Annotated in this window: 24 protein-coding genes; 15 read left to right on the plus strand and 9 right to left on the minus strand. The window is 71.2% G+C overall.

Going from position 1 to position 25,117, the window contains the following annotated elements:
* Positions 1–16 precede the first annotated feature (16 nt).
* Together MKL01_RS23660 and MKL01_RS23665 are read right to left on the minus strand one after the other, a co-directional pair.
* A complete protein-coding gene (locus MKL01_RS23660; protein WP_243907618.1) occupies positions 17–724 on the minus strand; it encodes a response regulator in 708 nt (235 codons plus the stop codon).
* Positions 721–1,269: a MarR family winged helix-turn-helix transcriptional regulator gene (locus MKL01_RS23665; protein WP_409566320.1), complete on the minus strand. Its 549-nt coding sequence runs from the start codon at positions 1,267–1,269 to the stop codon at positions 721–723. Before MKL01_RS23665 ends, MKL01_RS23660 begins: the two co-directional genes overlap by 4 nt.
* Before the next feature lie 168 nt (positions 1,270–1,437).
* Between MKL01_RS23665 and MKL01_RS23670 the strand changes: the two genes are divergently transcribed.
* The 3 genes from MKL01_RS23670 (at position 1,438) to MKL01_RS23680 (ending at position 3,721) form a co-directional block, all read left to right on the plus strand.
* Positions 1,438–1,950 carry a DUF305 domain-containing protein gene (locus tag MKL01_RS23670; RefSeq protein ID WP_243907619.1) on the plus strand — a complete coding sequence of 171 codons (513 nt, stop codon included), beginning with the start codon at positions 1,438–1,440 and terminating at the stop codon, positions 1,948–1,950.
* A 67-nt stretch (positions 1,951–2,017) separates the two neighbouring features.
* Entirely contained in the window at positions 2,018–3,385 is a 1,368-nt protein-coding gene (locus MKL01_RS23675) for an 8-oxoguanine deaminase (RefSeq protein ID WP_243907620.1), read from the plus strand.
* A 78-nt stretch (positions 3,386–3,463) separates the two neighbouring features.
* A complete protein-coding gene (locus MKL01_RS23680) occupies positions 3,464–3,721 on the plus strand; it encodes a type II toxin-antitoxin system prevent-host-death family antitoxin (RefSeq protein ID WP_243907621.1) in 258 nt (85 codons plus the stop codon).
* Between the two features lie 94 nt (positions 3,722–3,815).
* On the opposite strand, the gene MKL01_RS23685 is transcribed toward MKL01_RS23680, so the two are convergent.
* Together MKL01_RS23685 and MKL01_RS23690 are read right to left on the minus strand one after the other, a co-directional pair.
* Positions 3,816–5,489, minus strand: coding sequence for a formate--tetrahydrofolate ligase (locus tag MKL01_RS23685; RefSeq protein WP_243907622.1), 1,674 nt, complete (start codon positions 5,487–5,489; stop codon positions 3,816–3,818).
* A 371-nt stretch (positions 5,490–5,860) separates the two neighbouring features.
* On the minus strand, positions 5,861–7,729 hold the full coding sequence (locus MKL01_RS23690; RefSeq protein WP_243907623.1) for a tetratricopeptide repeat protein: 1,869 nt from the start codon (positions 7,727–7,729) through the stop codon (positions 5,861–5,863).
* 376 nt (positions 7,730–8,105) lie between these two features.
* Here MKL01_RS23690 and MKL01_RS23695 point away from each other — a divergent pair, with 376 nt between their 5' ends.
* A complete protein-coding gene (locus tag MKL01_RS23695) occupies positions 8,106–8,933 on the plus strand; it encodes a DUF3800 domain-containing protein (RefSeq protein WP_243907624.1) in 828 nt (275 codons plus the stop codon).
* Between the two features lie 143 nt (positions 8,934–9,076).
* Here the strand turns inward: MKL01_RS23695 and MKL01_RS23700 are convergent, their stop codons facing one another.
* On the minus strand, positions 9,077–10,750 hold the full coding sequence (locus MKL01_RS23700) for an electron transfer flavoprotein-ubiquinone oxidoreductase (RefSeq protein ID WP_243907625.1): 1,674 nt from the start codon (positions 10,748–10,750) through the stop codon (positions 9,077–9,079).
* Positions 10,751–11,156: 406 nt separating this feature from the next.
* Between MKL01_RS23700 and MKL01_RS23705 the strand changes: the two genes are divergently transcribed.
* Positions 11,157–12,035, plus strand: a complete 879-nt coding sequence (locus tag MKL01_RS23705; protein WP_243907626.1) for a uracil-DNA glycosylase — start codon at positions 11,157–11,159, stop codon at positions 12,033–12,035.
* 143 nt (positions 12,036–12,178) lie between these two features.
* Positions 12,179–13,090, plus strand: a complete 912-nt coding sequence (locus MKL01_RS23710) for a neutral zinc metallopeptidase (RefSeq protein ID WP_243907627.1) — start codon at positions 12,179–12,181, stop codon at positions 13,088–13,090.
* Between the two features lie 136 nt (positions 13,091–13,226).
* Here the strand turns inward: MKL01_RS23710 and MKL01_RS23715 are convergent, their stop codons facing one another.
* The gene (locus MKL01_RS23715; RefSeq protein WP_243907628.1) at positions 13,227–13,487 is read right to left on the minus strand and encodes a hypothetical protein; all 261 of its coding nucleotides are present in this window, start codon (positions 13,485–13,487) and stop codon (positions 13,227–13,229) included.
* 239 nt (positions 13,488–13,726) lie between these two features.
* Between MKL01_RS23715 and MKL01_RS23720 the strand changes: the two genes are divergently transcribed.
* Positions 13,727–15,349: an ABC-F family ATP-binding cassette domain-containing protein gene (locus MKL01_RS23720; RefSeq protein WP_243907629.1), complete on the plus strand. Its 1,623-nt coding sequence runs from the start codon at positions 13,727–13,729 to the stop codon at positions 15,347–15,349.
* 170 nt (positions 15,350–15,519) lie between these two features.
* Positions 15,520–15,999 (plus strand): hypothetical protein, encoded by a 480-nt coding sequence (locus tag MKL01_RS23725; protein ID WP_243907630.1) that lies wholly within the window; start codon positions 15,520–15,522, stop codon positions 15,997–15,999.
* 176 nt (positions 16,000–16,175) lie between these two features.
* Here MKL01_RS23725 and mnmE read toward each other — a convergent pair whose 3' ends face one another.
* On the minus strand, positions 16,176–17,501 hold the full coding sequence (gene mnmE / locus MKL01_RS23730; RefSeq protein ID WP_243907631.1) for a tRNA uridine-5-carboxymethylaminomethyl(34) synthesis GTPase MnmE: 1,326 nt from the start codon (positions 17,499–17,501) through the stop codon (positions 16,176–16,178).
* Between the two features lie 116 nt (positions 17,502–17,617).
* Between mnmE and bla the strand changes: the two genes are divergently transcribed.
* The 5 genes from bla to MKL01_RS23755 all read left to right on the plus strand — a co-directional run bounded on the left by bla (position 17,618) and on the right by MKL01_RS23755 (position 21,962).
* On the plus strand, positions 17,618–18,499 hold the full coding sequence (bla, locus tag MKL01_RS23735) for a class A beta-lactamase (protein ID WP_243907632.1): 882 nt from the start codon (positions 17,618–17,620) through the stop codon (positions 18,497–18,499).
* Between the two features lie 13 nt (positions 18,500–18,512).
* Positions 18,513–19,016: an aminoacyl-tRNA deacylase gene (locus MKL01_RS23740; RefSeq protein ID WP_243907633.1), complete on the plus strand. Its 504-nt coding sequence runs from the start codon at positions 18,513–18,515 to the stop codon at positions 19,014–19,016.
* A gap of 62 nt (positions 19,017–19,078) precedes the next feature.
* The gene (locus MKL01_RS23745; RefSeq protein ID WP_409566321.1) at positions 19,079–19,429 is read left to right on the plus strand and encodes a hypothetical protein; all 351 of its coding nucleotides are present in this window, start codon (positions 19,079–19,081) and stop codon (positions 19,427–19,429) included.
* Positions 19,430–19,670: 241 nt separating this feature from the next.
* The gene (panC, locus tag MKL01_RS23750; RefSeq protein WP_243907635.1) at positions 19,671–20,507 is read left to right on the plus strand and encodes a pantoate--beta-alanine ligase; all 837 of its coding nucleotides are present in this window, start codon (positions 19,671–19,673) and stop codon (positions 20,505–20,507) included.
* Positions 20,508–20,675: 168 nt separating this feature from the next.
* On the plus strand, positions 20,676–21,962 hold the full coding sequence (locus MKL01_RS23755; RefSeq protein WP_243907636.1) for an OprO/OprP family phosphate-selective porin: 1,287 nt from the start codon (positions 20,676–20,678) through the stop codon (positions 21,960–21,962).
* A gap of 29 nt (positions 21,963–21,991) precedes the next feature.
* Here MKL01_RS23755 and MKL01_RS23760 read toward each other — a convergent pair whose 3' ends face one another.
* Positions 21,992–23,437 (minus strand): EAL domain-containing protein, encoded by a 1,446-nt coding sequence (locus MKL01_RS23760; RefSeq protein WP_279604844.1) that lies wholly within the window; start codon positions 23,435–23,437, stop codon positions 21,992–21,994.
* A gap of 284 nt (positions 23,438–23,721) precedes the next feature.
* Here MKL01_RS23760 and MKL01_RS23765 point away from each other — a divergent pair, with 284 nt between their 5' ends.
* Both MKL01_RS23765 and MKL01_RS23770 read left to right on the plus strand, forming a co-directional pair.
* Positions 23,722–24,594 (plus strand): MipA/OmpV family protein, encoded by an 873-nt coding sequence (locus MKL01_RS23765; protein WP_313901484.1) that lies wholly within the window; start codon positions 23,722–23,724, stop codon positions 24,592–24,594.
* Between the two features lie 69 nt (positions 24,595–24,663).
* Positions 24,664–24,885, plus strand: a complete 222-nt coding sequence (locus tag MKL01_RS23770; protein WP_243907639.1) for a heavy-metal-associated domain-containing protein — start codon at positions 24,664–24,666, stop codon at positions 24,883–24,885.
* Between the two features lie 78 nt (positions 24,886–24,963).
* Here MKL01_RS23770 and MKL01_RS23775 read toward each other — a convergent pair whose 3' ends face one another.
* Entirely contained in the window at positions 24,964–25,113 is a 150-nt protein-coding gene (locus tag MKL01_RS23775) for a hypothetical protein (RefSeq protein ID WP_243907640.1), read from the minus strand.
* Positions 25,114–25,117: the final 4 nt, after the last annotated feature.

Genomic DNA, 25,117 nt, shown 5'->3' on the forward strand with positions numbered 1-25,117 from the left:
GCTTGCGGCCGGGCTCTCAGTCCACCGCGAGCCGGTAGCCGACCCCCCGCACGGTCTGCAGGAAGACCGGGTTGGCGGGGTCGACCTCCGTCTTGCGGCGCAGGCGGTTGATCTGCACGTCGACGGTGCGCTCCGCCGCCGCGCCGCCGGGGCCCGCGAGCTGCTCGCGCTCGACATTGGCGCCCCCGGCCGCCGCCAGGATCGTCAGGATCTCGCGCTCCCGCTCGGTGATGCGGATCAGCTCGTCGTCCCGGCGGAGCTCGCCCCGGTCGATCCGGAACGCGAACGGCCCGAAGGTCACGGCCTCGGCGGCCGCCTCGCGCGGGCGCAGGCCGCGCTTGATGATGTTGTGCAGCCGGAGCGTCAGCTCCCGCGGCTCGAACGGTTTCGGCAGGTAATCGTCCGCGCCGATCTCCAGCCCCATCACCCGGTCGTTGGTGTTGGAGCGGGCCGTGAGCATCAGGATCGGCACCCGGGACGTCTCGCGCACGCTGCGGGCGTAGTCGAAGCCGTTCTCGCCGGGCATCATGACGTCGAGCACCATCGCGTCGAACACCACGCTCTGCGCCCGGGCCCGGGCCTCCGCGGCGCTCGCCGCCGCGGTGACGCGAAACCCCTGGTCGGTGAGGTAGCGGGACAGCAATTCGCGCAGGCGGCGGTCGTCGTCGACCACCAGGACGTGCGGCGCCTCGTCGGGCAGCTCGGCCCGGGGTGCGGTCGTCACGCGCCCTCCCCCCGGGCGCCGCAGCCCCCGGCCCCGCGCCGCGCCATCAGACGCTGGACCGCGGGGCGGTCCTCCGGCTCGATCATCGCCATCAGGAAATCCTCCGGGGAGCCCCGCGCGTCCGGCGCGGCGAGCGCCCGGGCGAGGCGGCGGGCCTGGACGCGGGTGAGGTCGGCCGCGAGCCCCGCGCCGGAGTCCGTGCAGTACAGGAGGCGCTGCCGCCGGTCGCTCGAACCCGGCTTCTGCGCGACGTAGCCCTGCCCGATCAGGTCCTTGAGCACCCGGTTGAGGCTCTGCTTGGTGATCCGCAGGATGTCGAGGAGTTCGGCGATGGTCAGCCCCGGATAGCGGTCGACGAAGTGCAGCACCCGGTGGTGCGCCCGGCCGAAGCCGTAGGCGGCCAGGATCCGGTCGGGATCGCCCACGAAGTCCCGGTAGGCGAAGAACAGGAGTTCGATCAGGTCGTCGCTGCCCAGGGCGGCCGTCGCCGCACCCGGACCGGGTTTCGCCGCGAAAATCCCCTCGCGCGGGGCTGTCCGTGTCACGGCGCGGCCGCTCCCAACGGGTGATAGGTCAGTCCCCGTGACGTTTCTCAAGCACGCCGGAATCCGTCAACCCTGGCCGCCGCCGGCGGCGTCTCGCGGAGCGTTGACCTTCCCAGCGTGGCAACCCGTAGCGTGCCCGAATCGAAATTCGGACGGATGGGTGGACGTATGCGGCATCTCGGGCTGGCTCTGTGCCTCGGGCTCGTTCTGACGGCGGGCCCGGGCTTCGCCCAACGGACGTCCGGCGACCCGGCCCCGCCGCACCACATGTCCGGGCCCGGTCCGGGGTCCGGCGGCGACACGCCGGCGGTCCAGGGCTTCAAGGCCGCGCACGGGGCGATGATGCGCGCCATGGCGGTGCCCTATACGGGCGACCCGGACGTCGATTTCCGGCTCCAGATGATCCCCCACCACCAGGGCGCGATCGGGATGGCGCAGGTCGCCCTCGACCACGCGAAGGATCCCTGGACCCGGCAGCTCGCCGAGGCGGTCATCGTCGAGCAGCAGCGGGAGATCGCCGAGATGGCGGCGTGGCTCACCGGGCGCGGCGTGCCGGTGCCCCCCGGGACCGGGACGACCCACATCCTGCGGGCGGGATCCTACCGGAGTCTGACCCCCGAGGCCGGGACCCGGGCGGAGTCGCGCGGCCAGTCCTGGGCGCCCGGCGCGGGGATCCGTTAGCGCGCCGGGCTTGCCGGCCGTCCGGCCGCTCCGCTACGCATCGCCTGTCGGGGATTCGGGGAGCATCATGGCCGAGGCAGCTGAACCGGAGGCCCGCCGCCTCTGGATCCGGGACCCGCTGGCGATCCTGGCCGACGGGGCCGGGGGCGGCATCGTGGTGGCGGGCAGCCGCATCGTCGAGCACGTGGCGGCGGGCGCCCGCCCCGCCGGCCCGGTGGCCGAGACCTTCGACGCGTCGCGCCACGTGGTCATCCCGGGGCTGATCAACACCCACCACCACGCCTTCCAGACCCTCACCCGCGCCCATCCGATCGCGATCAACAAGCCGCTCTTCCCCTGGCTGAAGGCGCTCTACACGGTCTGGGGGCGGATCACCCCGGAGGCGTTCCGGCTGGCCACCCGGGTGGCCTATACCGAGCTGCTGCTCTCGGGCTGCACCACGGCGGGCGACCACCATTACCTGTTCCCGAAGGGCCTGGAGGATTCGGTCGACGTCCAGGTCGACGAGGCCCGCAGCCTCGGGATCCGCGCGGCGATCACCCGCGGCTCGATGAGCCTGTCCGACCGGGACGGCGGCCTGCCCCCCGAGACGCTGACGCAGGACGATGACACGATCCTCGCCGATTGCGAGCGGGTGCTGAACCTGTTCCACGACCCTGCCCCCGGCGCCATGGTGCAGGTCGGGCTCGCGCCGTGCTCGCCCTTCGCGGTGACCCAGCGCCTGATGCGCGAGAGCGCGGAGCTGGCCGCCCGGCACGGATGCCGCCTGCACACCCATCTCGGCGAGACGCTCGACGAGGACGCGTTCTGCCAGTCGATGTTCGGCTGCCGCCCGGTGGATTACCTGGAGCAGGTCGGCTGGATGACCGACCGGGTCTGGCTCGCCCACGGCATCCATTTCAACGATGCCGAGGTCGCCCGGCTCGGCAAGGCCGGGGTCGGCGTGTGCCATTGCCCGACCTCCAACATGACCCTGGCGTCGGGCCGGTGCCGCACCTGCGAGCTTGAGGCGGCGGGCTCCCCCGTGGGCCTCGGCGTTGACGGCTCGGCCTCCAACGACAGCTCGAACCTGATGGAGGGCGTGCGCCACGCCCTGATGATCAACCGCCTGAGCTACGGGGCGGAGGCGGTGACCCACCTCGACGCGCTGCGCTGGGCGACCGAGGGCTCGGCCGCCTGCCTCGGCCGCAGCGATATTGGCCGGATCGAACCGGGCCGGGAGGCGGATCTCGCGCTGTTCACCCTGGACGAGCTGCGCTTCTCCGGTGCCCACGACCCGCTCGCCGCGCTGGTCCTGTGCGGCGCCACCCGGGCCGACCGGGTGATGGTGGCGGGGCGCTGGCGGGTGATCGACGGGCAGCCGCTCGGGGTCGATACCGGGATGCTGCGCGAGGCGCATTCCCGGCTGGCGGTGGCGCTGTTCGGGGGCGCATAAATCCTGGTTTCAAAAGGTCCGTGACCTTTTGCGGGTGCAGGGCGGCGCCCTGCTGAAGGCCTGTAGGGGATGTCAGGCATGGCAATCACCATCCTCACGAGCCGGGCGTTCGATCAGGACATCGAACGCGCCATGAAGGCAGCGGCCGAGGGACCCGTTTTCATCACGGATCGCGGCCAGCCCACTCACATCCTGCTCAGCATTGCCGAGTATCGGCGGCTCACGGGACAGGAGCTCAGCATCGTGGAGGCCTTGGGATGGCCGGCCGGCGTTGAGGATATCGAGATCACGTTCCCGCGTTCCGGCGATCTGCCCAGGGCCGTTGATCTCTCCTGACCGCCTCAGCGACGACCGGTGTAGTCCTGCTGATCCCGTGGGATCGTTCCGCGCAGCCTTGAGCCGACCTTCGGATGAAGGCCGCGCGGACTTCTCAGAACAGCCCGTCGATCTGCCCGTCGGCGTCCAGCCGGATCGTGTCGGCGGCCGGCACCCGGGGGAGACCCGGCATGGTCATGATCTCCCCGCAGATCGCCACCACGAAGCCGGCGCCGGCCGAGAGCCGGACGTCGCGCACGCCCACGACATGCCCCTCGGGCGCGCCCATCAGGCTCGGATCCGTCGAGAACGAGTACTGCGTCTTGGCCATGCAGATCGGCAGGTTGCCGTAGCCGTCCTTCTCGAAGGCGGCGAGCTTCTGGGCCGCCTTGGTCTCGATCTGGATGTCGGCGGCGCCGTAGAGCTTGGTGGCGATGGTCCGGATCTTCTCCGCCAGCGGCGCCTCGGTCTCGTAGGCGTGGCGGATCGGCGCCGGCTCGGCCTGGCTGAGCGTCACCACGGCGCGGGCCAGCGCCTCGGCGCCGGCGCCGCCCTCCGCCCAGTGGCGGCAGGTGATCGCCTCGACGTCGAGTTTTTCGCGACAGAGATCCTTGAGCCGGGCGTGCTCGGCGTCGGTGTCGGCGTGGAAGTGGTTGACCGCCACCACCACCGGCAGGCCGAAGCCGCGCAGGTTGGTGACGTGCCGGGCGAGATTGGCAAATCCCTTCTCCAGGGCGCCGATATTCTCGCCCCCGAGGTTCTTCTTGTCGACGCCGCCATGCATCTTCAGGGCGCGGATCGTCGCCACCACCACCACCGCCGAGGGGGTCAGGCCCGCCTGCCGGCACTTGATGTCCAGAAACTTCTCCGCGCCGAGATCGGCGCCGAACCCGGCCTCCGTGACCGTGTAGTCGGCGAGCCTCAGGCCCGCCCGGGTGGCGATCACCGAGTTGCAGCCGTGGGCGATGTTGGCGAAGGGGCCGCCGTGGATCAGCGCCGGGCTGCCCTCCAGCGTCTGCACGAGGTTCGGCTGCAACGCATCCTTGAGCAGCACCGTCATGGCGCCGGTGGCCTTCACGTCCTTGAGGGTGACGAGCTTGCGGTCCCGGGTCTCGGCGATGACGATCCGGCCGAGGCGCTCCTCCAGGTCGGCCAGATCCTTGGCGAGGCAGAACACCGCCATCACCTCGGAGGCCACCGTGATGTCGAACCCGTCCTCCCGGGGGAAGCCGTTGGCGACGCCGCCGAGCGACTGGGTGATCTGGCGCAGCGCCCGGTCGTTCATGTCGACGACCCGGCGCCAGTGGATGCGGCGCACGTCGATGTTGAGCTCGTTCGCCCAGTAGACGTGGTTGTCGATCAGCGCGGCCGCGAGGCTGTGGGCCGACGTGATGGCGTGGAAGTCGCCGGTGAAGTGCAGGTTGATCTGCTCCATCGGCACGACCTGGGCCTTGCCGCCGCCGGCCGCCCCGCCCTTCATGCCGAAGCAGGGCCCGAGCGAGGGCTCGCGCAGGCAGATCATGGTCTTGGCGCCGATGCGGTTCAGCGCGTCGCCGAGGCCGACCGTGGTGGTGGTCTTGCCCTCGCCCGCGGGCGTCGGGGAGATCGCCGTCACCAGCACGAGCTTGCCGGGCTTCCGGCTCTCCAGCCCGGCGATGTAGCCGTGGTCGATCTTGGCGATGTGCCGGCCGTAATTGTGGAGCGCGTCATCCGGGATGCCGAGCGTCTCGGCGACCTGCGCGATCGGCTTCAGGGTCGCGGCGCGGGCGATCTCGATGTCTGACGGCATGGGCGTTCCCTCCCTGAGTCACGGGCTCTCGGCCCGCCGCCGGCTCTTGCCGTGCGGATGTCCGGACGTGCAGGCGGCCGCCCGCGAACAGCTGCGCAGTGTGCGTCAAACAGCCGTAAAATGCGCGTCGATTTTTATGAGGTGGCGGACAAAACAAGTTTTTGGTTCGCGCCCTGAAGTGTGCCCGCAGGGCGGCGCCGGGCCGGCTTTCCTTGCCTTACCCTCATCCCCCGCGTGAGCGGGCCTCGAAGGAGGTCTTCCAGGGATCGCGCAGCCGACTGGAGGTCTCCTTCGAGGCCTCCGCTGCGCTCCGGCACCTCAGGATGAAGGGGATTGGTTGGATGGAGCGCCCATTGCGCGACCGATCCCGCTCAGCCCCCCGACTTCTTCGCCTTGTCGGCGGCGCCGGGGGCCTCGTGCGGCTGGGGAGCCCCCTTGGGCAGCTCCGGATTCTCGGCGTTGTGCGGGGCCGCCACCGGGGCCGGCGTGGTCTCGGCCGTGGCGGTGGGCTTCTCGATCTCCGGCAGCCCGTCCTTCAGCTTCGCGTTGATCTGCGCGAGGTCGTCCGGCTCGGGGTTCAGGTCCTTGGCGTGCTGCCACTGGAACTTGCCCTCGAGGCGCCGGCCCGCGCGCCAGTAGGCGTCGCCCAGGTGGTCGTTGATGGTCGGATCGCCGGGCTTCAGCTCGACCGCCTTCTCCAGCTCGCGCACGGCGTCGTCCCAGCGGCCGAGGCGGAAATAGGCCCAGCCGAGGCTGTCGACGATCATGCCGTCCCGGGGGCTCGCGTCGGCGGCCTGCTGCAGCAGCTTGAACGCCTCGTCGATGTTGGTGTTCTGGTCGACCCAGGAATAGCCCAGGTAGTTCATCACCTGGGCCTTGGCGGCGGGCTGGCTCGCCGGCACCAGCGACAGGGCCTTCTTCAGGTCGGCCTCGGCCTTCGGCCATTGCTTGGCGCGCTCGTAGGCGGTGCCGCGGAAGTAGAAGGTCGTCCAGTAGTTCGCCAGCGGCCGGTCGCCGATCAGCGCGATGGCGCGGCTGTAGGTCTCCGCCGCCTCCTCGTACTTCTTGCGCGCCCGCTGGACGTTGCCCAGCGCGGTGATCACGTCGATGTCGTCCGGGTGGGCCTTCATGGTCGCGTCGAGGTGCTCGAGCGCCTCGTCGCCCTTGCCCATCTGCTCCAGGTTCAGGCCGACCTGGATGTCGGCGTTGAGCTTGAGCGGCGAGGCCGCGGGGATCTGCGCGTAGGCCTCGTTGGCGCGCTCGGGCTGCTTCATCCGGTCGAGCGTGTCGGCCAGCGTCAGCCGGGCGAGCGCGTGGTCGGGGGCGAGGTAGAGGGCCAGCCGCAGGTAGATCACCGCGGGCAATTCGTCGCCCTGCGTCGAGCCCGCCGAGCCCAGCCCGTACAGCACCTCGGCGGCACCCTCCTGGGCGGTGCCGATCAGCCGGGCCAGCGGCTTGCCGTCCTTGAGCTTGTCGAGGGCGTCGCGGACCAGCGGGTGGCGCGGCGAGAGCTGGTCGAAGTCGGAATAGGCCTGGATCGCCAGGTCGGTGCGGCCGAGGCTCGCTTCGGTCCGGGCATAGGCGTCGACGATGCGCAGGGTGTTGCGGTCGGCCTCGTAGGCGGCCTTGAGGCGCCGCTCGGCCTCGGCGTTGTCGCCGGTCACCGAGGCGATCAGTCCGGCATGGTAGTCACGGAAGGTATTGTAGTAGCGCTCGCCCCGGAGCTTGTTGACGGTCTCCAGCGCCTTCTTGCCGTCGCCGGCGCCCGCGTAGGACCAGGCGGTGAGCAGCGTCGCGGTGAGATCCGTGGCCGCGCCCCGGCCGCTGCGGGAGAAGTTCTGGCGGGCGGCGGCCCACTGGCCGGCCTTGATCTGGCGGACCCCGAGGGACAGGTTGGCGAGCCCGTTGGTGGGATCGCGGGCGATCAGCTTCTCGGCCGCGCGGAACGCGTCCGGCAGGGCGCCGTCGGCGAGCAGCGAGATGAAGGCGCGCTCGACCAGCTCGGCGTTGCGCGGGTCGGCCTTGACCGCCTCGCGGTAGAAGGTGGCCGCCGCCGCCGTGTCCCGGGCGGCGCCCGCGATGTAGGCGGACAGGAAGTTGCCCTCGAGGGAATCCGCGGGCTCGTAGTCGAGCACCGGGGTCGATTCCTTCGGCTGGGCGGCGAGCACGGTCTGCGGCAGCCCGGCGGCGAGCAGCAGGGCGAGCGCCGAAACGCTCCGGCGGGCGCGTGTTGTCATCATGAACCGATCGCGGCTCCTGGGCGCCGGGCCGTCGCGGGCCGGGCGCGGGAATGGCGGGGCGTCCCCGTAAAAAACGCTGGGGACACTGAACCCATCCCGCCAGCCCCGCAAGGCGAAAGGATGGCGCGGGGGGCCGGCGGGCTCGGGTGCCGGCTTCCTGCGACGGTTGCCCCGCTCACCGAGGAGGCTCGACAGGACCTCCGCCGGGATCATCGTCGGAAGGGCGGCGGTCAAGACCCCGTGAACGCTGACGTGGATGTCGAGATCCGCGATCTCGAAGGCAGCGCTGCCCGGCCAGAGTTCGAGGCGTGCGAGGGCGGAAGGTATCGATGTCGCGCACGGGCGCGATCAAGGCGCGCGGGACCAGGAATCCACCGTGACGCTCGGTCAGGATCGCGACGGCGTCGTGGTCCGGCCAATAGGCGATCGTACTGGCCCGGAACGTCCGCAGGGAGGGCCCACGGCTCCGTCGAACCAGCCGATTCACCTCATCGCTGCTCTGTGCGTCCACGAGGCGCGGATTCGCGCGATCGAGGTCGCCGTCCAGCAGATCGTAAGGGCCCATTTCGGCGTGCTGGTTTTGACGGAGGGCTTCGAACTGCATGCCGCCGATCTCTACGGCGGCAACGGCTTCTTCAAGGGTGTCAAACCCGACGAACGGATCGGCTGCATCCACGATATCCTGGATGCCCTCGCAACGCACGAGGCGACGGTCCTGTGGGCCGCCGTGGACAAGATGAAGCTCTATTCCGGCCGCCATCCGCATCGGATGGCCTTCCCGTTCCTCGTCGAGCGCCTGGAGGATTGGCTGAGCCAACCCGAACCGAAGCTCGGGCTGCTGGTCGCCGACGAGAACAAGGAGATCGAGCAGAAGCTGATTGACGATCTCGAGATCTTCAAGCTGAGCGGTACCAATATGGGCTGGCGATCGACCCAGATCAGCTCGATCGTGGATTCAATTCATTTCGTCCAATCGACAAACAACAGGCTCATTCAGTGCGTCGATATCGTCGCGTATTTCTCGCTGAAATATTATCGGCAAGAGCAGAAATTCATCAAAGACTTCCGAGAGGCCGGCACGAGCAACATCCCCTGGCCGATATGGCGTGAGGCACAACCCGATGCGGCGCCCAGCAGGAAGGCGATCCATCAGATCGGCCGGAAGCTCGACGCCCTCACGGTCGGACGGAAGGTGTTTCCCTGAAGGGGGGTCAACCGGCGCGCCATCCCGTGGGAGGCGCCGGGGCTCGGTGACCCAAACCCGCTGCCGGCTGATGGGTGGAATTTGGGACCGCCCCCGCCTCGTGTCAAACAAAGCGGGAACGGCGAGCCGCCGGGATTCCCCCATCACATGTTCGGATAGTTCGGCCCCCCCGGACCCTCCGGCGGCACCCAGTCGATGTTCTGGTTCGGATCCTTGATATCGCACGTCTTGCAGTGGACGCAGTTCTGCGCGTTGATCTGGTAGCGCACCCCATCCGAGGCGGCGGCGTCCTCCACCCACTCGTAGACGCCCGCCGGGCAGTAGCGGGACGAGGGACCGCCATAGACGTCGTGCTCGGAGCGCTTCTGCAGCTCCATGTCGCGGATCTTGAGGTGGGGCGGCTGGTCCTCCTCGTGGTTGGTGTTCGACAGGTAGACCGAGGACAGCCGGTCGAAGGTCAGCTTGCCGTCGGGCTTCGGGTAGGTGATCGGCGTCACCTCGGCGAGCGGCTTGAGGCAGGCATGGTCGGGCTTGCCGTGCGCGAGCGTGCCGAACGGCGAGGCGCCGAGGATGCTGGTCGCCCACATGTCGATCCCGCCCAGCCCGACGCCCACCAGCGTGCCGTAGCGCGACCAGAGCGGCTTGACGTTGCGCACCGCCTTGAGGTCCCGGCCGATCGGGCTGTCGCGCCAGCCGGCCTCGTAGGCGGTGAGCTCGTCGCCCGCGCGGCCCGCCTTCAGGGCGTCCGCGATGGCGTCGGCCGCCTGCATCCCGGACAGCAGCGCGTTGTGCGAGCCCTTGATCCGCGGCACGTTCACGAACCCCGCCGAGCAGCCGACCAGGCAGCCCCCCGGGAAGACCAGCTTCGGCACCGATTGCCAGCCGCCCTCCATGATGGCCCGCGCGCCGTAGCCGATGCGCTTGGCCCCCGCGAAGGTCTCGGCAATCATCGGGTGGGTCTTGAAGCGCTGGAACTCCTCGAACGGCGACAGGGTCGGGTTCTCGTAGTTCAGGTGGGTGACGAAGCCGACCGAGAGCAGGTTGTCGTCGAAATGGTACAGCCAGGAGCCGCCGCCGGCCCTGTTGGGCAGCGGCCAGCCCATGGTGTGGCGCACCAGCCCCGGCTCGAAGGTCGAATCCGGCAATTGCCAGAGCTCCTTCACGCCGAGCCCGTACTTGAAGTGGTCGCTGTGGCGGTTGAGGGCGAAGCGCTGGATCAGCCCCTTGGTGAGGTTGCCCCGGGCGCCCTCGCCGAACACCGTGTACTTGCCGCGCAGCTCCATGCCGCGGGTGTAGTCGTCCCGCGGATCCCCCGAGCGGCCGATGCCCAGGTCGCCGGTGGCGATGCCCGCCACCGCGCCGGCCTCGTCGAACAGCACCTCGGAGGCCGGGAAGCCCGGATAGATCTCGACGCCGAGCGCCTCGGCCTGGGCGCCGAGATACTTGCATACGTTCGAGAGCGAGCCGACGAAGTTGCCGTGGTTCGACATGAGCTTGGGGAAGAACACGTTCGGCAGGGAGACGCCGCTGTTCTTGGTGAGCATCATGAACTCGTCGCGCTGGACCGCGGTCTTCAGCGGCCGCTCCGGATCGGTGCGCCAGTCCGGCAGCAGGGCGTCGAGGCCGATCGGGTCGATCACCGCCCCGGACAGGATGTGGGCGCCGACCTCGGAGCCCTTCTCGACCACGACGACGGAGATCTCCTCGCCGATCTCGGCGGCGCGCTGCTTCAGGCGGATCGCGGTGGCGAGCCCGGCCGGGCCGGCGCCGACCACGACCACGTCGAAATCCATGCTCTCGCGTTCGGGCAGCGCCATCCTCGCCTCTCCTTTTCTTCTTCCGAACACCGATCCGTCGCCGGGCCGGCAGTCCTGCTGCCGTCTCAAGCGATTCCAAGCTGGAAAGGCAAGTTGCCGACGCCGAGACCAAAGGCAAAGTTCCCTTTGCCGCACCGGGGGGGTTAGGGCGTATTCCCATCCACCCTCCTCATCCTGAGGTGCCGGAGCGCAGCGAAGGCCTCGAAGGAGCCCTCCAGGGATCGCGCGGCTGGCTGGAGGGCTCCTTCGAGGCCCGCTGACGCGGGCACCTCAGGATGAGGGGGCTGGATGGGACGATCCGTTCCGGGCATGCCGGCTTCGCGCTATTCGGTCACGCAAGTCCTTGCCACCCGGAGCGATTCGGCGAGTTGTCCACAGGTCCCGGCACTCCCACATGACAGATCACATGCCGAGCCCCACCGACGCGCAAGCCGACCTGATCGCCTATCTCGACTTCCACGTGGAGGCCGGCGCCGACGCGGCCCTCGACGAGCACCCGCACGACCGCTTCAACGAAGCCGATGCGCCGGCGCCCGCCCTGCGCGCGCCGCGTCGGCCGGCGCCCCGGGTCGCCGAACAGCCCGTCGGCCCGGTCGCCAACACGCTCGTGCCGCCCCCCGGCGCGGCTCCCCCCGCCGCGCCGCCCCGCACCTTCGGCCGCGCCGCCAGCGCCCAGCCCGACGAGGCGGCATCCGACGCCCGCGCCCGGGCTCGGCAGGCCAAGAATCTCGACGAGCTGGAAAAGATCCTGGCGGAGTTCGACGCCTGCCCGCTGCGCTTCACCGCCAAGAACCTCGTCTTCGCCGACGGCAATCCCGAGGCGCGGGTGATGTTTCTCGGCGAGGCGCCCGGGGCGGACGAGGACCGGATCGGCAAGCCGTTCATGGGCCGCTCGGGCCAGCTCCTCGACAAGATGATGGCGGCGATCGGCCTCGACCGGACCAGCGCCTATATCGGCAACATCGTGCCCTGGCGGCCCCCGGGCAACCGCAACCCGACGCCCCAGGAGGTCGCGGTCTGCCGGCCCTTCGTGGAGCGGCAGATCGAGCTGGTGGACCCGGACATCATCGTCTGCCTCGGCGCGCCCGCCACCCAGACCCTGTCGGGCACCAAGGACGGCATCCTGCGGACCCGCGGACGCCTGTTCCCGTACGCCCTGCCGAACCGGGAGGTGAAGCTCCTGGCCACGCTCCATCCGGCCTTCCTGCTGCGCCAGCCCGCGCAGAAGCGCCTGGCGTGGCGGGATTTCCGCGCCCTGCGGTCCCTGCTCGACGGGAAAGCTTGACCGCGCGCGCGGAACCGGGTCTCCCCTCCCGCCATTAGAGCTTCGTTCCCGCCGGTGCTTCGCCGCCGTCCGGACAGAACGACGCACAGCAGACCGCGTCCTGCCCGAGGCGGCCGGCGCAGCATCGATGGCGGGACCCGACCATGCGCTGGGACGATCTACGCAGCTCCGACAACGTCGAGGATCGCCGGGGCGAGGGCGGCGGGGGCGGCATGGGCTTCCCCGGCGGCGGCGCCGGCGGCCTCGGCATCGGCACCATCGTGGTGCTGCTGATCATCAGCTACTTCACCGGCATCAACCCGGCGATCCTGATCGGCGGCGCCCAGCAGATCGGCGGCGGCCACAGCCAGCAGCAGGAGCAGCCCGCCGACCCGCAGACCCAGGCCAAGCGCCGCCAGGCGCCCACCGACGAGAGCGGCCGGTTCGCCTCCAAGATCCTGGGCAACACCGAGGACGTGTGGAGCCAGATCCTGCCGCAGCAGACCGGCAAGCAGTACACCCCGACGACGCTGGTGCTCTACACCGGCGGCACGCGCTCGGGCTGCGGCTCGGCCCAGGCCGCGATGGGCCCGTTCTACTGCCCGCTCGACAAGAAGGTCTATCTCGACACGGGCTTCTTCAAGGAGATGGCCTCGAAGTTCGGTGTGAAGGGCGACTTCGCCTACGCGTACGTCATCGCCCACGAGGTCGGCCACCACGTCCAGGACGTGCTGGGCATCCTCGGCAAGGTCCAGACGCGCCAGCAGCAGGCCTCCAGCAAGACCGAGGCGAACGCCCTGTCGGTGCGGATCGAATTGATGGCCGACTGCCTCGCCGGCGTCTGGGCCAAGAACTCCAACGACAAGTACGCCGAGCTGGACCAGGGCGACATCGACGAGGCGCTCAACGCCGCCGCCCAGATCGGCGACGATTCGCTGCAGAAGCGCTCCCAGGGCTACGTGGTGCCGGACTCCTTCACCCACGGCTCCTCGGCCCAGCGCCAGCGCTGGTTCACCGCCGGCTACAAGAGCGGCCAGACCAAGGCCTGCGACACGTTCCGGACGGCCGACAACTGAGGCGGCGGGTTTCGGGATAGTTCGAGGCAAGACCTGGCACGCGCCCTCCCTCCCCGCAGAGGGGGGAGGGGGACGCGTGGCTCTCAGTCAGACGCTGCGCAACGAATCTGAAGATCTTTGGAAACACATGCGTCGGTCACCCCCGGCTCAACCGCCGCGCGTTGGCCTGGACCTTCCGCCGGTAGCTGCGGATCACCTTGTCGTTCGAGGCGCCCGCGGCGAGCATCAGCGCCGCCTCGCCCGCCGCCATGATCTTCTCGGTCACCATGAGCTGCGCCTCGACCTGCGCGGCCGGGCCACCGAAGGCGAACATCGCCATCCGCTGCGCGATCACCCCCTGGGCCTCGAGGCCGAGCATCGCCATGTCCAGGCTCGTCGTCCACCAACCGCAAAACATCGTGTTCCTCAAAGGTGTCCGGAACGGCCAAGCCCGACCTCATATAGGTCGGCGCGGTTTCCGGCGCGGCAGGGAAACGACGTAGCTCGCCGAATGGGGCCGAAAAGCCGCACCGAGCCGGTGACGGCCACGGTTGCGTCGGACGCAGGGCGCCCCGCGGACGGCCCCGTCTTTGCACCGTCTCGATCCATGCCGTAAGCGCCCCGGAGCTTCCCCCCGACACGGCCGCACCTCCTCGCATGATACGCCTCGACAAGATCACCAAGCAGAACGGGCGGCAGCTCGTCTTCATCGAGGCCTCGGCCGCGCTCCAGCGGGGCGAGAAGATCGGGCTGGTCGGCCCGAACGGGGCCGGCAAGACCACGCTGTTCCGGATGATCATCGGCCAGGAGCAGCCCGACGAGGGCCAGGTCGCCGCCGACCGGGGCATCACCATCGGGTATTTCAGCCAGGATGTCGGCGAGATGGCCGGCCGCAGCGTCGTCACCGAGGTGATGGACGGGGCCGGCCCGGTGAGCGCGGTGGCGGCGGAACTTGCCGCGCTCGGCGCGGCGCTGGCTGACCCCGAGCGGGCCGACGAGATGGACGCGCTGATCGAGCGCTACGGGGAGGTCCAGGCCCGGTTCGAGGAGCTCGACGGCTACGCCCTGGAGGGCCGCGCCCGCGAGGTGCTCGACGGCCTGAGCTTCAGCCAGGCGATGATGGACGGCGATGTCGGCGCCCTCTCGGGGGGCTGGAAGATGCGCGTGGCGCTCGCCCGCATCCTGCTGATGCGCCCGGACGTGATGCTGCTCGACGAGCCGTCGAACCACTTGGATCTCGAGAGCCTGATCTGGCTCGAATCCTTCCTGAAGGCCTATGACGGCGCCCTGCTGATGACCTCGCACGACCGCGAGTTCATGAACCGCATCGTCACCAAGGTCATCGAGATCGACGGCGGCGCGCTGACCACCTATTCGGGCGACTATGCCTTCTACGAGGGCCAGCGGAAGCTCAACGAGGCGCAAGCCCAGGCGCAGTTCGATCGCCAGCAGGCGATGCTGGCGAAAGAAATCGCCTTCATCGAGCGGTTCAAGGCCCGGGCCTCCCACGCCGCCCAGGTGCAGAGCCGGGTGAAGAAGCTCGACAAGATCGAGCGCGTGGAGCCGCCCCGGCGGCGGCAATCGGTGGCGTTCGAGTTCCAGCCGGCGCCGCGCTCCGGCGACGACGTCGTGATGCTGAAGAACGTGCACAAGCGCTACGGCAGCCGCACGATCTACGAGGGCCTCGACTTCTCGGTGCGGCGCAAGGAGCGCTGGTGCGTGATGGGCATCAACGGCGCCGGCAAGTCGACGCTCCTCAAGCTCGTCACCGGCACCACGGAGCCGGACGACGGCTCGGTCACGGTGGGCGGCAGCGTCAAGCTCGGCTACTTCGCCCAGCACGCCATGGACCTGCTCGACGGCGACCGCACCGTGTTCCAGACCCTGGAGGAGGCCTTCCCGCAGGCCGGCCAGGGCTCGCTGCGGGCGCTCGCCGGCTGCTTCGGCTTCTCGGGCGACGACGTCGAGAAGCGCTGCCGGGTGCTCTCGGGGGGCGAGAAGGCCCGGCTGGTCATGGCGCTGATGCTCTACGACCCGCCGAACTTCCTGGTGCTCGACGAGCCGACCAACCATCTCGACATGGGCACCAAGGAGATGCTGATCGCGGCGCTCGGCGCCTACGAGGGGACGATGCTGTTCGTCTCCCACGACCGGCATTTCTTGGCGGCCCTGTCGAACCGGGTTCTGGAGGTGACGCCGGAGGGCATCCACCAGTATGGCGGCGGCTACACCGAGTACGTGGCCCGCACCGGCCAGGAGGCGCCGGGCCTGCGCGGCTGACAGGCCGTCGTCGCGGGCGCCGCCACGCGATCCGGCGCGGGCGCGACCGCGGTGCGCGTGGGGCCGCGGGGTGGCGCGGCGGCCGACCGGACGCCCTGCGACCGGCGCTCCGCTATCGCCCCGCCCCGGCCCGCGCTAGGCTCTGCCGAAACGGCCCTGCGTGAGACGCCGTGCGACGCCTGCTGAAGTTCCTCCACACGATGGGGTCCGCCGGATTGCTGGGGGCGATGGCGGCCCTGGTCGTCATGCTGAGCCTCGCGCCGGCGCCGGCCGCCCTCGCCGGCTACGCGGCGGTCCGGGGGGCGATGGGGGCCGTGGCCACCTGGATCTTCCTGCCGTCCCTCGCCCTGTGCCTGATGTCCGGCCTGCTGGCGATGGCGCTCAACCGCGCCTACCTCAACGCCGGCTGGGCCTGGCTGAAGCTCGCCACCGGCGTCCTGATGTTCGAGGGCGGGCTGGTCTACGTGCAGGGACCGATGAGGCGCGAGGCCGAGCAGAGCGCCGGGGCCCTCGCCGGCCTGATCGATCCCGCCGCGCTGGCGGTCGCGCTCCCGGGCGAGCGCGGCACCCTGTGGGTGCTGCTCGCCGTATCCGCCGCCAACGTCGCGCTCGGGATCTGGCGCCCGCGGATCCTGCGCATCCCCGCCTGAGCGGGTTTTGCACCCTCGGCGGGCGACGATCCCGGACGCGCATCGGCCCCGCAGCGACCGGCCGTGCGGAGGGCGGCGCCGCGCACCGGACCTCGGGATGCGGGCCGGGCCGGGGCGGCGGTACCACCCCTGTCGCGGCCCGATCGAGCACGGCCGTGGGCGTGCCGGGCCCAGCGCTATTTTCCAATACAAAAGCCGGCAAACAAACGGTCGAGCACGTCTTCGACGCCGACATGGCCGGCGACCTCGCCGAGCGCTCGGACGGCCAGTCGCAGATCCTCGGCGGCCAGTTCCGGCAGGCCGCCCGCGCCTGCGAGCAGGCGGTCGAGATGGCCCACACAGGCTTCGAGGGCCGCGCGATGGCGCGCCCGGGTGATCAGCGCGTCACCCGGGCCCAGACCGTTCTCGGCGGCGGCCTGTATGGCGTCGAGCAACGCTTCGAGGCCTTGGCCGGTCCGGGCCGAGACGCGCAGCGCGCCCGTGCCTTCGGATTCTAATGAGCCGGCAAATAAGTCGGCCTTGGTGGTGATCGGCAGGACCGGAATCCCCGAGGCTCCGAGGTCGGGCGGGTCGTCTCCGGGTGGCACCAGCAGGAGCACAAGGTCGGCCGCGTCGATGCGGGCCTGGGTCCGGACGATGCCCTCGGCCTCGAGGGAATCCGCAGTCTCGCGCAGCCCCGCCGTATCCACCAGGATCACCGGCAGGCCACCCAGGTCCAGGCGGACCTCGATGGCATCGCGGGTGGTGCCGGCGATCTCCGAGACGATGGCGACATCCCGTCGGCTGAGGGCGTTCAGGAGGGTCGATTTGCCGGCGTTGGGCGCACCGGCCAGGACCACCGTGAAGCCATCGCGCAACCGCTCGCCCCGGCGCCCGTCGTGCAGGGCCGCGGCGATCTCCTGGCGAAGACCGGCGACGGCGCCCAGCAGGGCAGCATCCAGCCCGGCCTCGTCCACGTCGCCCTCGTCGGCGAAGTCCAGGGCCGCTTCCGCGGAAGCGAGGCTGTCGATCGCCCGCGCCCGCCAGGCCGCGACCTGACGGCTGAGCGCCCCGTCGAGTTGCCGCAGGGCCTGGCGGCGCTGGCCCTCCGTCTCCGCGTCGATCAGGTCCGCCACCGCCTCCGCCTCGGCGAGATCCATCCGGCCGTTCAGCACCGCCCGTCGGGTGAAGGCGCCGGGGGCGGCGGCGCGGCAACCGGGCATCCGGGCCAGAGCCGCCAGCACGCCCATGCGGATCGCCGGTCCGCCGTGGAGGTGCAGCTCGGCCATGTCCTCGCCGCTATAGGTCTTCGGGCCCGGGAACCACGCCACCAGGGCACGATCGAGCTCCGTCCCATCGGCGGGGTCGCGCAGGGTTCGGAGCGCCAGCCGACGGGGCCCCGGGAGCGCGCCGCCGAACGCGACGAGGACGTGGCGGGCGGCCGGTCCGCTGATCCGGATCACCGCCACGGCGGCACGGCCGAAGCCGCTGGCGGGGGCGAAGAGGGTTTCGGTCTCGGTCATGGTTCGCGGGGTCGCGCCGGCTCTGCTTGTGTCCTGGGCGGGTTTCACGTGAAACACGCCGACCCGCTATAGCATCCCGACGCCCCGCCGTTCGGATGCGCCAGGATGCCCCCGCGATGCACAGGACCCGCCGCGACCTCTGCCGGATCCTGCTCGCCGCGCCGCTGATCCCGCCGGTGCGGGACGCGATCGCCGGGGCCGAGCCCGAACTGGCCGCCATCGAGCGGCGCCTCGGCGGCCGGCTCGGCGTCGCGGCCTTTTCGACCGACCGCGTCCTGATCCGCTACCGGGCGGACGAGCGGTTCCCCCTGTGCAGCACCGTCAAGGTCCCGGCGGTCGCCGCGGTGCTGGCGCGGGTCGATGCCGGGTCCGAGAGCCTGGATCGCACCGTGGCGTACGGTACAGACGATCTGCTCAGCTACGCGCCGGTGACCCGGAAAGCCCTGGAGGCGGCCGGCGGCACGGGGCGCCTGTCGCTCTCGGCCCTCTGCGCCGCTGCGGTCGAATGGAGCGACAACACCGCGGCCAACCTGCTCCTCGCGGATCTGGGTGGGCCGGCCGGGCTCACCGCGTGGCTGCGGAGTATCGGCGATCCGATCACCCGCCTCGACCGCACCGAGCCCACGCTCAACACCGCGATTCCCGGGGATCCGCGGGACACCACCACCCCGCTGGCGATGGGCGAGACCCTCGACCGGATCCTGCTCGGCACAATCCTGTCGGCCGCCTCGCGCCAGCGGCTGGAGGATTGGATGATCGGGTGCCAGACCGGGTTCAAGCGGCTCCGCGCCGGTCTGCCGACGGGGTGGCCGGTCGGCGACAAGACCGGCAGCGGCGACAACGGCTCCGTCAACGACGTGGCGATCCTGCGGCCGCCGGGGCGTGCGCCGGTGATCGCGGCCGTGTACGTCACCGGCGCGACGGCCCCGGCGGAGGCCTACGAATCGGCCTGGGCCGAGATAGGCCGGCTGATCGCCGCGCGGGCGGCCGCCGCCTGAGACCGGACGCCCCATGGCCAAGACAGCCCCGAAATCCACCCGGGCGACGCAGACGCTCGACACGGCGGGCATTCGCTACAGCCTGCACGCCTACGCGTACGATCCGGACGCCCGGCACATCGGCCTCCAGGCCGCCGAGGCCCTGGGTGTCGCCCCCGGCCGGGTGCTCAAGACCCTGATGGCGGCGGTGGACGGCCGCCCCGTCTGTCTGCTGGTCGCCTCCGACAGGGAGGTTTCGATGAAGCGGGTGGCCGCGGCCTTCTCGGGCAAGACCGCCGCGATGCTGAAGCCCGCCGAGGCCGAGCGACTGACGGGCTATCATGTCGGCGGCATCAGCCCCCTGGGGCAGAAGCGGCTCTTCCCAGCGGCGATCGATTCGGGCTCCCTCGGCGACCCGGGGGCGGAGATCCACATCAACGGCGGCGGCCGCGGCCTGCAGATCCGCCTGACCGAATCCGACCTCGTCGCGGTGCTGACGGCCAAGGTCGTGCCGCTCGCGGCGTCTGCCGGACCGTAAGGGCGCGTTTACCGCGTTCCCGCACGGTGGCGGCGCGCGGGCGAGGCGGGTGCGGCATGGGGATGACGGGACGCGGGATCGGGGCGGTGCTCGGGTGTGCCCTGCTGCTGGGCGGTCCCGGTGCGGCGGCCGACCTCGACATCGGCGGCGTCTCCGAGCCGGGTCCGGCTGGGACGCCGCGATACTTTCCGCGCAGCGACGGGATCGATCGCCGCCCGGTCTACGCGGTCCGGACCCGCGCGGTCCCGGTCGGCTGCACGCCGCGGCGGGCGCCGGTGCCGACCAACGCCCCCGACGATCCGAGCTATGCCGGCTCCGCCTACGGCCTGTCCCATCCGAGCTATTACGGCTTCACGCCCCCGCTGGGGGTGGACGATCCGTTCGGGCGCTCCCTGCTGCCGTATTGCCGCTGACGGGGACCCCGCCGGAGGCGGGCGGCCGTTGCCCGCGCCGCGCCATCCTGACCCCCGCCGCCCGCGGGGGCGCGGCATTCCTCGAAAAAAGGCGATGCGGATCACGACGCGCGACGCGCTCTCCTTCCCGAAAGGGGGAGGGGATTCGCGCCCAGACCGTCAAACGCGTGATCCAATTCAACCCGAAAATGCTCTAGACGGGCGACCCTGTCCGCCCGGAATCCGTCCCGTGCCCGATTCGATGCCTCAGCGATTCAGCGACCTCGCCGCCTTGCGCCAATGCGTCGCCGGCTGGCGCCACGCGGGCGAGCGCGTCGTGCTGGTGCCGACCATGGGCGCCCTGCATACGGGGCACCTCGCCCTCGTGGCCGAAGCCCGCAAAATCGGCCGCCGCACCGTGGCGAGCATCTTCGTCAACCCGACCCAGTTCGGGCCCAGCGAGGATTTCTCCCGATACCCGCGAGACCTCGAGGCCGACCTCGCGCTCCTCGGTCAGGCCGGCACGGACGCCGCCTGGACCCCCGACGTCGCCACCATGTACCCGCCGGGCTTCGCCACGCGGATCGAGGTCGCAGGCCTGTCGGAGGGGCTGTGCGGTCCGTTCCGGCCGGGTCACTTCGCAGGGGTCGCCACGGTGGTGACCAAGCTTCTGAACCAGGTTCGGCCGGACGTCGCCCTGTTCGGCGAGAAGGATTTCCAGCAATTGCGGGTGATCCAGCAGGCGGTGGCCGACCTCGATCTCGCGGTCGAGATCCGCGGCGTGCCGACGGTGCGGGAGGAAGACGGCCTCGCCCTGTCGTCCCGGAACCGCTACCTCTCGCCGGAGGAGCGGGCCGCGGCGCCGAAGCTGCACGCCGTGCTGTCCGACATCGCGTCGGCCTCGCGCAACGGCACCGCGGTGGCCGGGCGGATCGCCGCCGGAAAGGCCGCGCTGGAGGCGGCGGGGTTCCGGGTCCAGTACCTGGCGGTCTGCGACGCCCGCACCCTGGCGCCCGTCGAGCGGGTGGACGGCCCCGCCCGCGTCCTGGTCGCCGCCTTTCTGGGCCGGACCCGGCTCATCGACAATCTCGCGGTGTGAGGATTTTGGCGGCCGGGCGGTGCCGGCGCCGGGATTGCCGTCGCCGCATCGGGCTTCGTGCCCCATGGCCGCCGCGCGTCGTGGCACCCGGGTCACGCGCCCGGTGTTTTCGCGCTTTTCCAACCCACGCTGTTGGCGCCGCCGCGCCGACCTGCTCTCTGCGGCAGGGTGATCGGCATCCGCGCAGCTCCGGCCGTCCTGGCCCTCTCCCTCGCCTGCGCGCTGCCCGCCAGGGCGGCCGAGGACGCGTTCGAGGGGATGGCGGGCCCCAACGGGGAGCGCCTGCGCTACGACGAGAAGGGCCTGACCGTCACGTTTCCCGAACCCGACGTGACGCTGAATATCGGCGGCCGGCTGCACATCGATGGCGGCGCGGCGTCCTTCAGCCGGCCCGGCCTGGGCGACGCGTTCCCCGACACCGTCGCGGTGCGCCGCTCCTGGATCGAGCCGACGCTGACCATCGGCCGCGACTGGGTCATCGCCTTCCAGTACGATTTCAGCGATCCGCTCCTGCCGATCAACGACGCCTTCGTGGCCTGGAAGGGACTACCGGACACCATCCTGACCCTGGGCAACATGAAGGTGCCGTTCAGCCTCGAATGGCTGCAGAGCAACAACGACACGCTATTCGTCGAGCGGTCCCTGGCCAACGCCTTCGTGCCTGACCGCCAGTTCGGCTTCGCGGTCGGCCATAACGGGGCGGCCTGGACCGCCGTGGCCGGCGTGTTCGGCGACGCCGCCAGCAACGGCATCACGGGGAACGGCGTCGCCGCCGCGGCCCGGGTCACGGCGGCGCCGATCCTGGGGGAGCGCGAGACCCTGCATTTCGGGCTCGCGGGGATCTATCGCCGCCGCTCCCGGGGCGACGGCGACGTCAACATCTCCACCACCGCGGAGGCGTCCCTGTTCGCCCAGGCGTTCGTCGGCACCGGGGACCTGCCCGACGTGGCGGGCGTGTCCCGGATCGGCGCCGAGGTCGCCTATCGCAACGGCCCGTTCCTGATGCAGGCCGAGTACATCCACGCCGAGATCGAGCGGTTCGCGGGCGCCGGCGGCCCCGTGCCGGTCCTCGGTTTCCAGGGCGGCTACGTCGAGGCGGCCGTGGTGCTGAACGGCGCGGGCCGCGCCTACGCGCTCACCCCCCAGGGCGGCACCACCTACGCGACCTTCAAGGGGGTGCGCGTGCCCGAGGGACAGCGCGTCTCCCGCGGGGGCATCGGCGTGTTCGAGCTGGCCGCCCGCTACAGCGCCATCGACCTGAACGCCCGGGGCCTTCGCGGCGGCACCGAGCGGGACATGACCCTGGGCCTGAGCTGGTACCCCGAGCCGAACCTCCGGCTCGTCGCCAACTACGTTCACGGCCGGGTCCGGCCGGGGGACGCCCAGTCCGACCCGTTCGGCACCGCGCCGTTCTCGGTCGACACCCTGATCACGCGTCTGCAGATCTACTGGTGAGCGGGCGCCGATCGCCGGCTGGCGGGCGCTCAGACGGCGCGGCGCAGGACCGACCGGAACGGGCGCCGCTCGGGCTCCAGGTCGGTGGGCGGCGTCGGCGCCGCGCCGGCGGCGTCGGCCAGGACCTCGGCCCGTACGGGCCGCGGCGTCGCGAAGGCCGCGCCCTGCGCGTAGGGGACGTCGAGGTCGATGAGATCCGGCACGTCGGCCTCCTCGGCGACGTCCGTGGCGACGAGGCGGATCCCCGCCCGCGCAAGCGACGGCGCCGTGTCCTCGACGGCGATGTCGGAGAGCCGGCCCCGGTCGGACCCGGGCCGCAGCAGCATCCGGGCCGGCACCTTGACCTGCCCGATGCCGAGCGCCGCGAGTTCCGCCGCGTCGAAGCGCAGGTCGTCGGTGCGGTCCAGGCTGAACCCGATCCGGCCGCGCAGGGGCGCGAGCAGGCCGCGCTGACCGGCGTCGAGGCCGCGCCAGCTCGCCTGCGGCAGGGCGATCATCAGCCCCGCCAGGGTCGGGTCGTCCGCGACCATACGCGCCAGCTCGCGCAGCAGGCCGGGCTCGAACAGCGACAGGGGTGAGAGGCCGTAGGTCAGCGTGGTCCCGCTGCCGCGCCGGGCCAGGTGGCGCACCACGACGGCGGCCCGCTGCAGCATGCGGCGGTCGAGCTCGGTGGTGCGGCCGTAGCGCTCCAGGACCGGCAGGAAGGCCTCGGGCTCGGCGGCGTTCGGAACGCCACCGATCCGTAGCCGCGCCAGCGCCTCGTAGGCCACGACCTTGCGCTGGGGCAGGGTGACGACCGGCTGCAGATGGATCTCCAGCCCATCCCCTTCGAAGGCCCGGATGATCTCGGCCTCCCCGTCGGGATCGCGCGCGGGCTTCGGCGGGATCGGCCGCGGCGGGATCGGTCGCGCCGGCTCCGCCGCCGGATCGGGCCGGGCGGCGGCGACGGGCGGCCCGGACGGCGCCGGGCTCGGCTCCTGCGGCGCGGGCGCGGCCCGGGGGCGGGGCGGGGCGGCGATCGGATCCGGCTCCGCCGGGGGCGCGGCCGGCGCGGACCGGCTCTCCGGCGGGGTCTCGGAGGCGGCCTTGAGACCGGCGATCTCGGAATCCTGCGTGCTCACCACCGCGGTCAGGTCGCGGACGATGCCGCTCAACAGCCCGAACTCGACGGTCAATTCCGCGATCTGGCCCTCGAAGGCCGCCCCGGCGACCTCGGGCCGCGGCTGGGCGGTGGCGGCGGCGGTCTCGATCTTGAGCAGGCGCCGGGACAGCAGGTCGACCTCACCGGACAGCTTCTCGCAGCGCGCCTTCAGGGTCGCGATACGGCCGAGGGCGAGGCCGCCCGCTCCGGCGGCGACGGCGCCCAGCGTCAGGGCGCTCCAGAGCGGCAGGAACACGGCGAGCGGCCCGACCACGACGAGCCCCAGAAGGCCGATCGTCAACAGCCCCGCGTACCGGCCGAGGACCGGGACCATCGTCTGACCACCCGACAGGTCACGCACCGGTCGCCGAGGGACATCCCGGGCGAAGCCCCGCCGGGCGAAGACCATTCGTGAAAACATTGGCCCCCCGCGGCCGGCGCGGCAAGTCTGCAAGGCGATGCCACCGGCGCCGGGCGCGCGAATTTCCTTCCGTGTGACGCCGGCACCCGCCGAAACGTTGCTGAATCGTCACGGGCCGCACGATTGCGCGGTGCGTCGGGGGGAGTCGTGCGCCTTGTGCATGCACCGCGGATGAAAAGACGGCATAAAGCGTAGCCATGACGTCAATGCCCCAGCGTAGCCCACGAGTTCGCGCCGTCCTCGGCGCAGGCGTCCTTTTGGCCGTCTGCAGCACGACGGCGCCGCGTGCCGCCGATCTCAACGCGGATCTTCCGCGCGCCGCACCGACCTTCGCGATGATCGATCCGAATACGTGGGTCGTCACGGTGAGCGGCTCGGTGCAGGCCGTGCCGCGCTATCCCGGGGCCAGCGACTACACGGCCGTGGGCTATCCCTCCATCGACATCCGCCGGGTGGGCGAGCCGCGCCGGTTCTCGACCCCGGACGACGGTTTCAGCCTGTCGCTCTACGACAGCCCGATGTTCCGGATCGGGCCGACCGCGCGCTTCGTGCCGGGGCGCTACTATGGCGACGACCGGCGCCACCTGTTCGGCTTCCGCGACGCGCGCTTCGCGGTCGAGCCGGGCGTGTTCGCGGAGTTCTATCCGGTCTCCTTCATCCGCACCCGCGTGGAGGCGCGTCAGGGCGTCTACGGCCATCACGGCACGGTGGGCTCCCTGGCGGCCGACTACCTGATCCCGACCGAGAAGTTCCTGTTCTCCGTCGGGCCGCGCTTCAACATCGGCGATGCCAGCTTCGCGCGGAAATATTTCGGCGTGTCGCCGAGCGAGGCGGCGCTCAACGGGCGCGTGACCCCGTACGATCCGCGCAACTTCTACTCGGCGGGCCTGCTCGGCGCCGTGACCTACACGCCCAACGACACCTGGGCCTACACGGCCTTCGCCGGCTACACCCGCATCCTGGGCGCCTCCGGCGACAGCCCGCTGGTCCGCCGTCCGTTCGGCAACCCGAATCAGCTCCAGTTCGGCCTGCGCCTCGATTACGCCTTCCGGATGCCCGCGCTGTTCTGAGGACCGCCCAGGCTTGCGCGGACCGGGCGGGGCTCCGACATCCCGGCGACACGGTTCCCGGAGGCCCGCATGGACGAGACGCACGCCGAGCTGTTGATGCGCGTGGACGGGATGACGTGTGACGGCTGCGCCGCCGCGGTGACCCGCACGGTACGGCGCATCGATCCCCGAGCCGACGTTCAGGTGGACCGGGCGGCCGGGCGCGTCGCGATCCGCACGGACGCGCAGGCCCTCGTCATCGCGGACGCTCTGACCAAAGCCGGATACGCCGCCACGGCGATGACCGGCTGAGGCCGGGTCTGAGGCGCAGGGGCTTCGGCGCGAGCCGGCGACCGGCCCGGGTCGGCCTACGGGCGCGCCGGCACCGCCTCAGGAGCGCGTCAGGTACATCCCGGCCAGGAGCAGGGCGAAGCCCGCGAGCCCGAACAGGCCCTCCTTGCGCCGGGTGCGATCGAGGAAATGCGCCCAGACTCCCGCGATACAGCAGAGGGCGCCCAGGCCGATCGTGAGCGAAGGCATCTCG

The organism is Methylobacterium sp. J-070, assembly GCF_022829385.1.
In the GTDB taxonomy this organism is placed as follows: domain Bacteria; phylum Pseudomonadota; class Alphaproteobacteria; order Rhizobiales; family Beijerinckiaceae; genus Methylobacterium.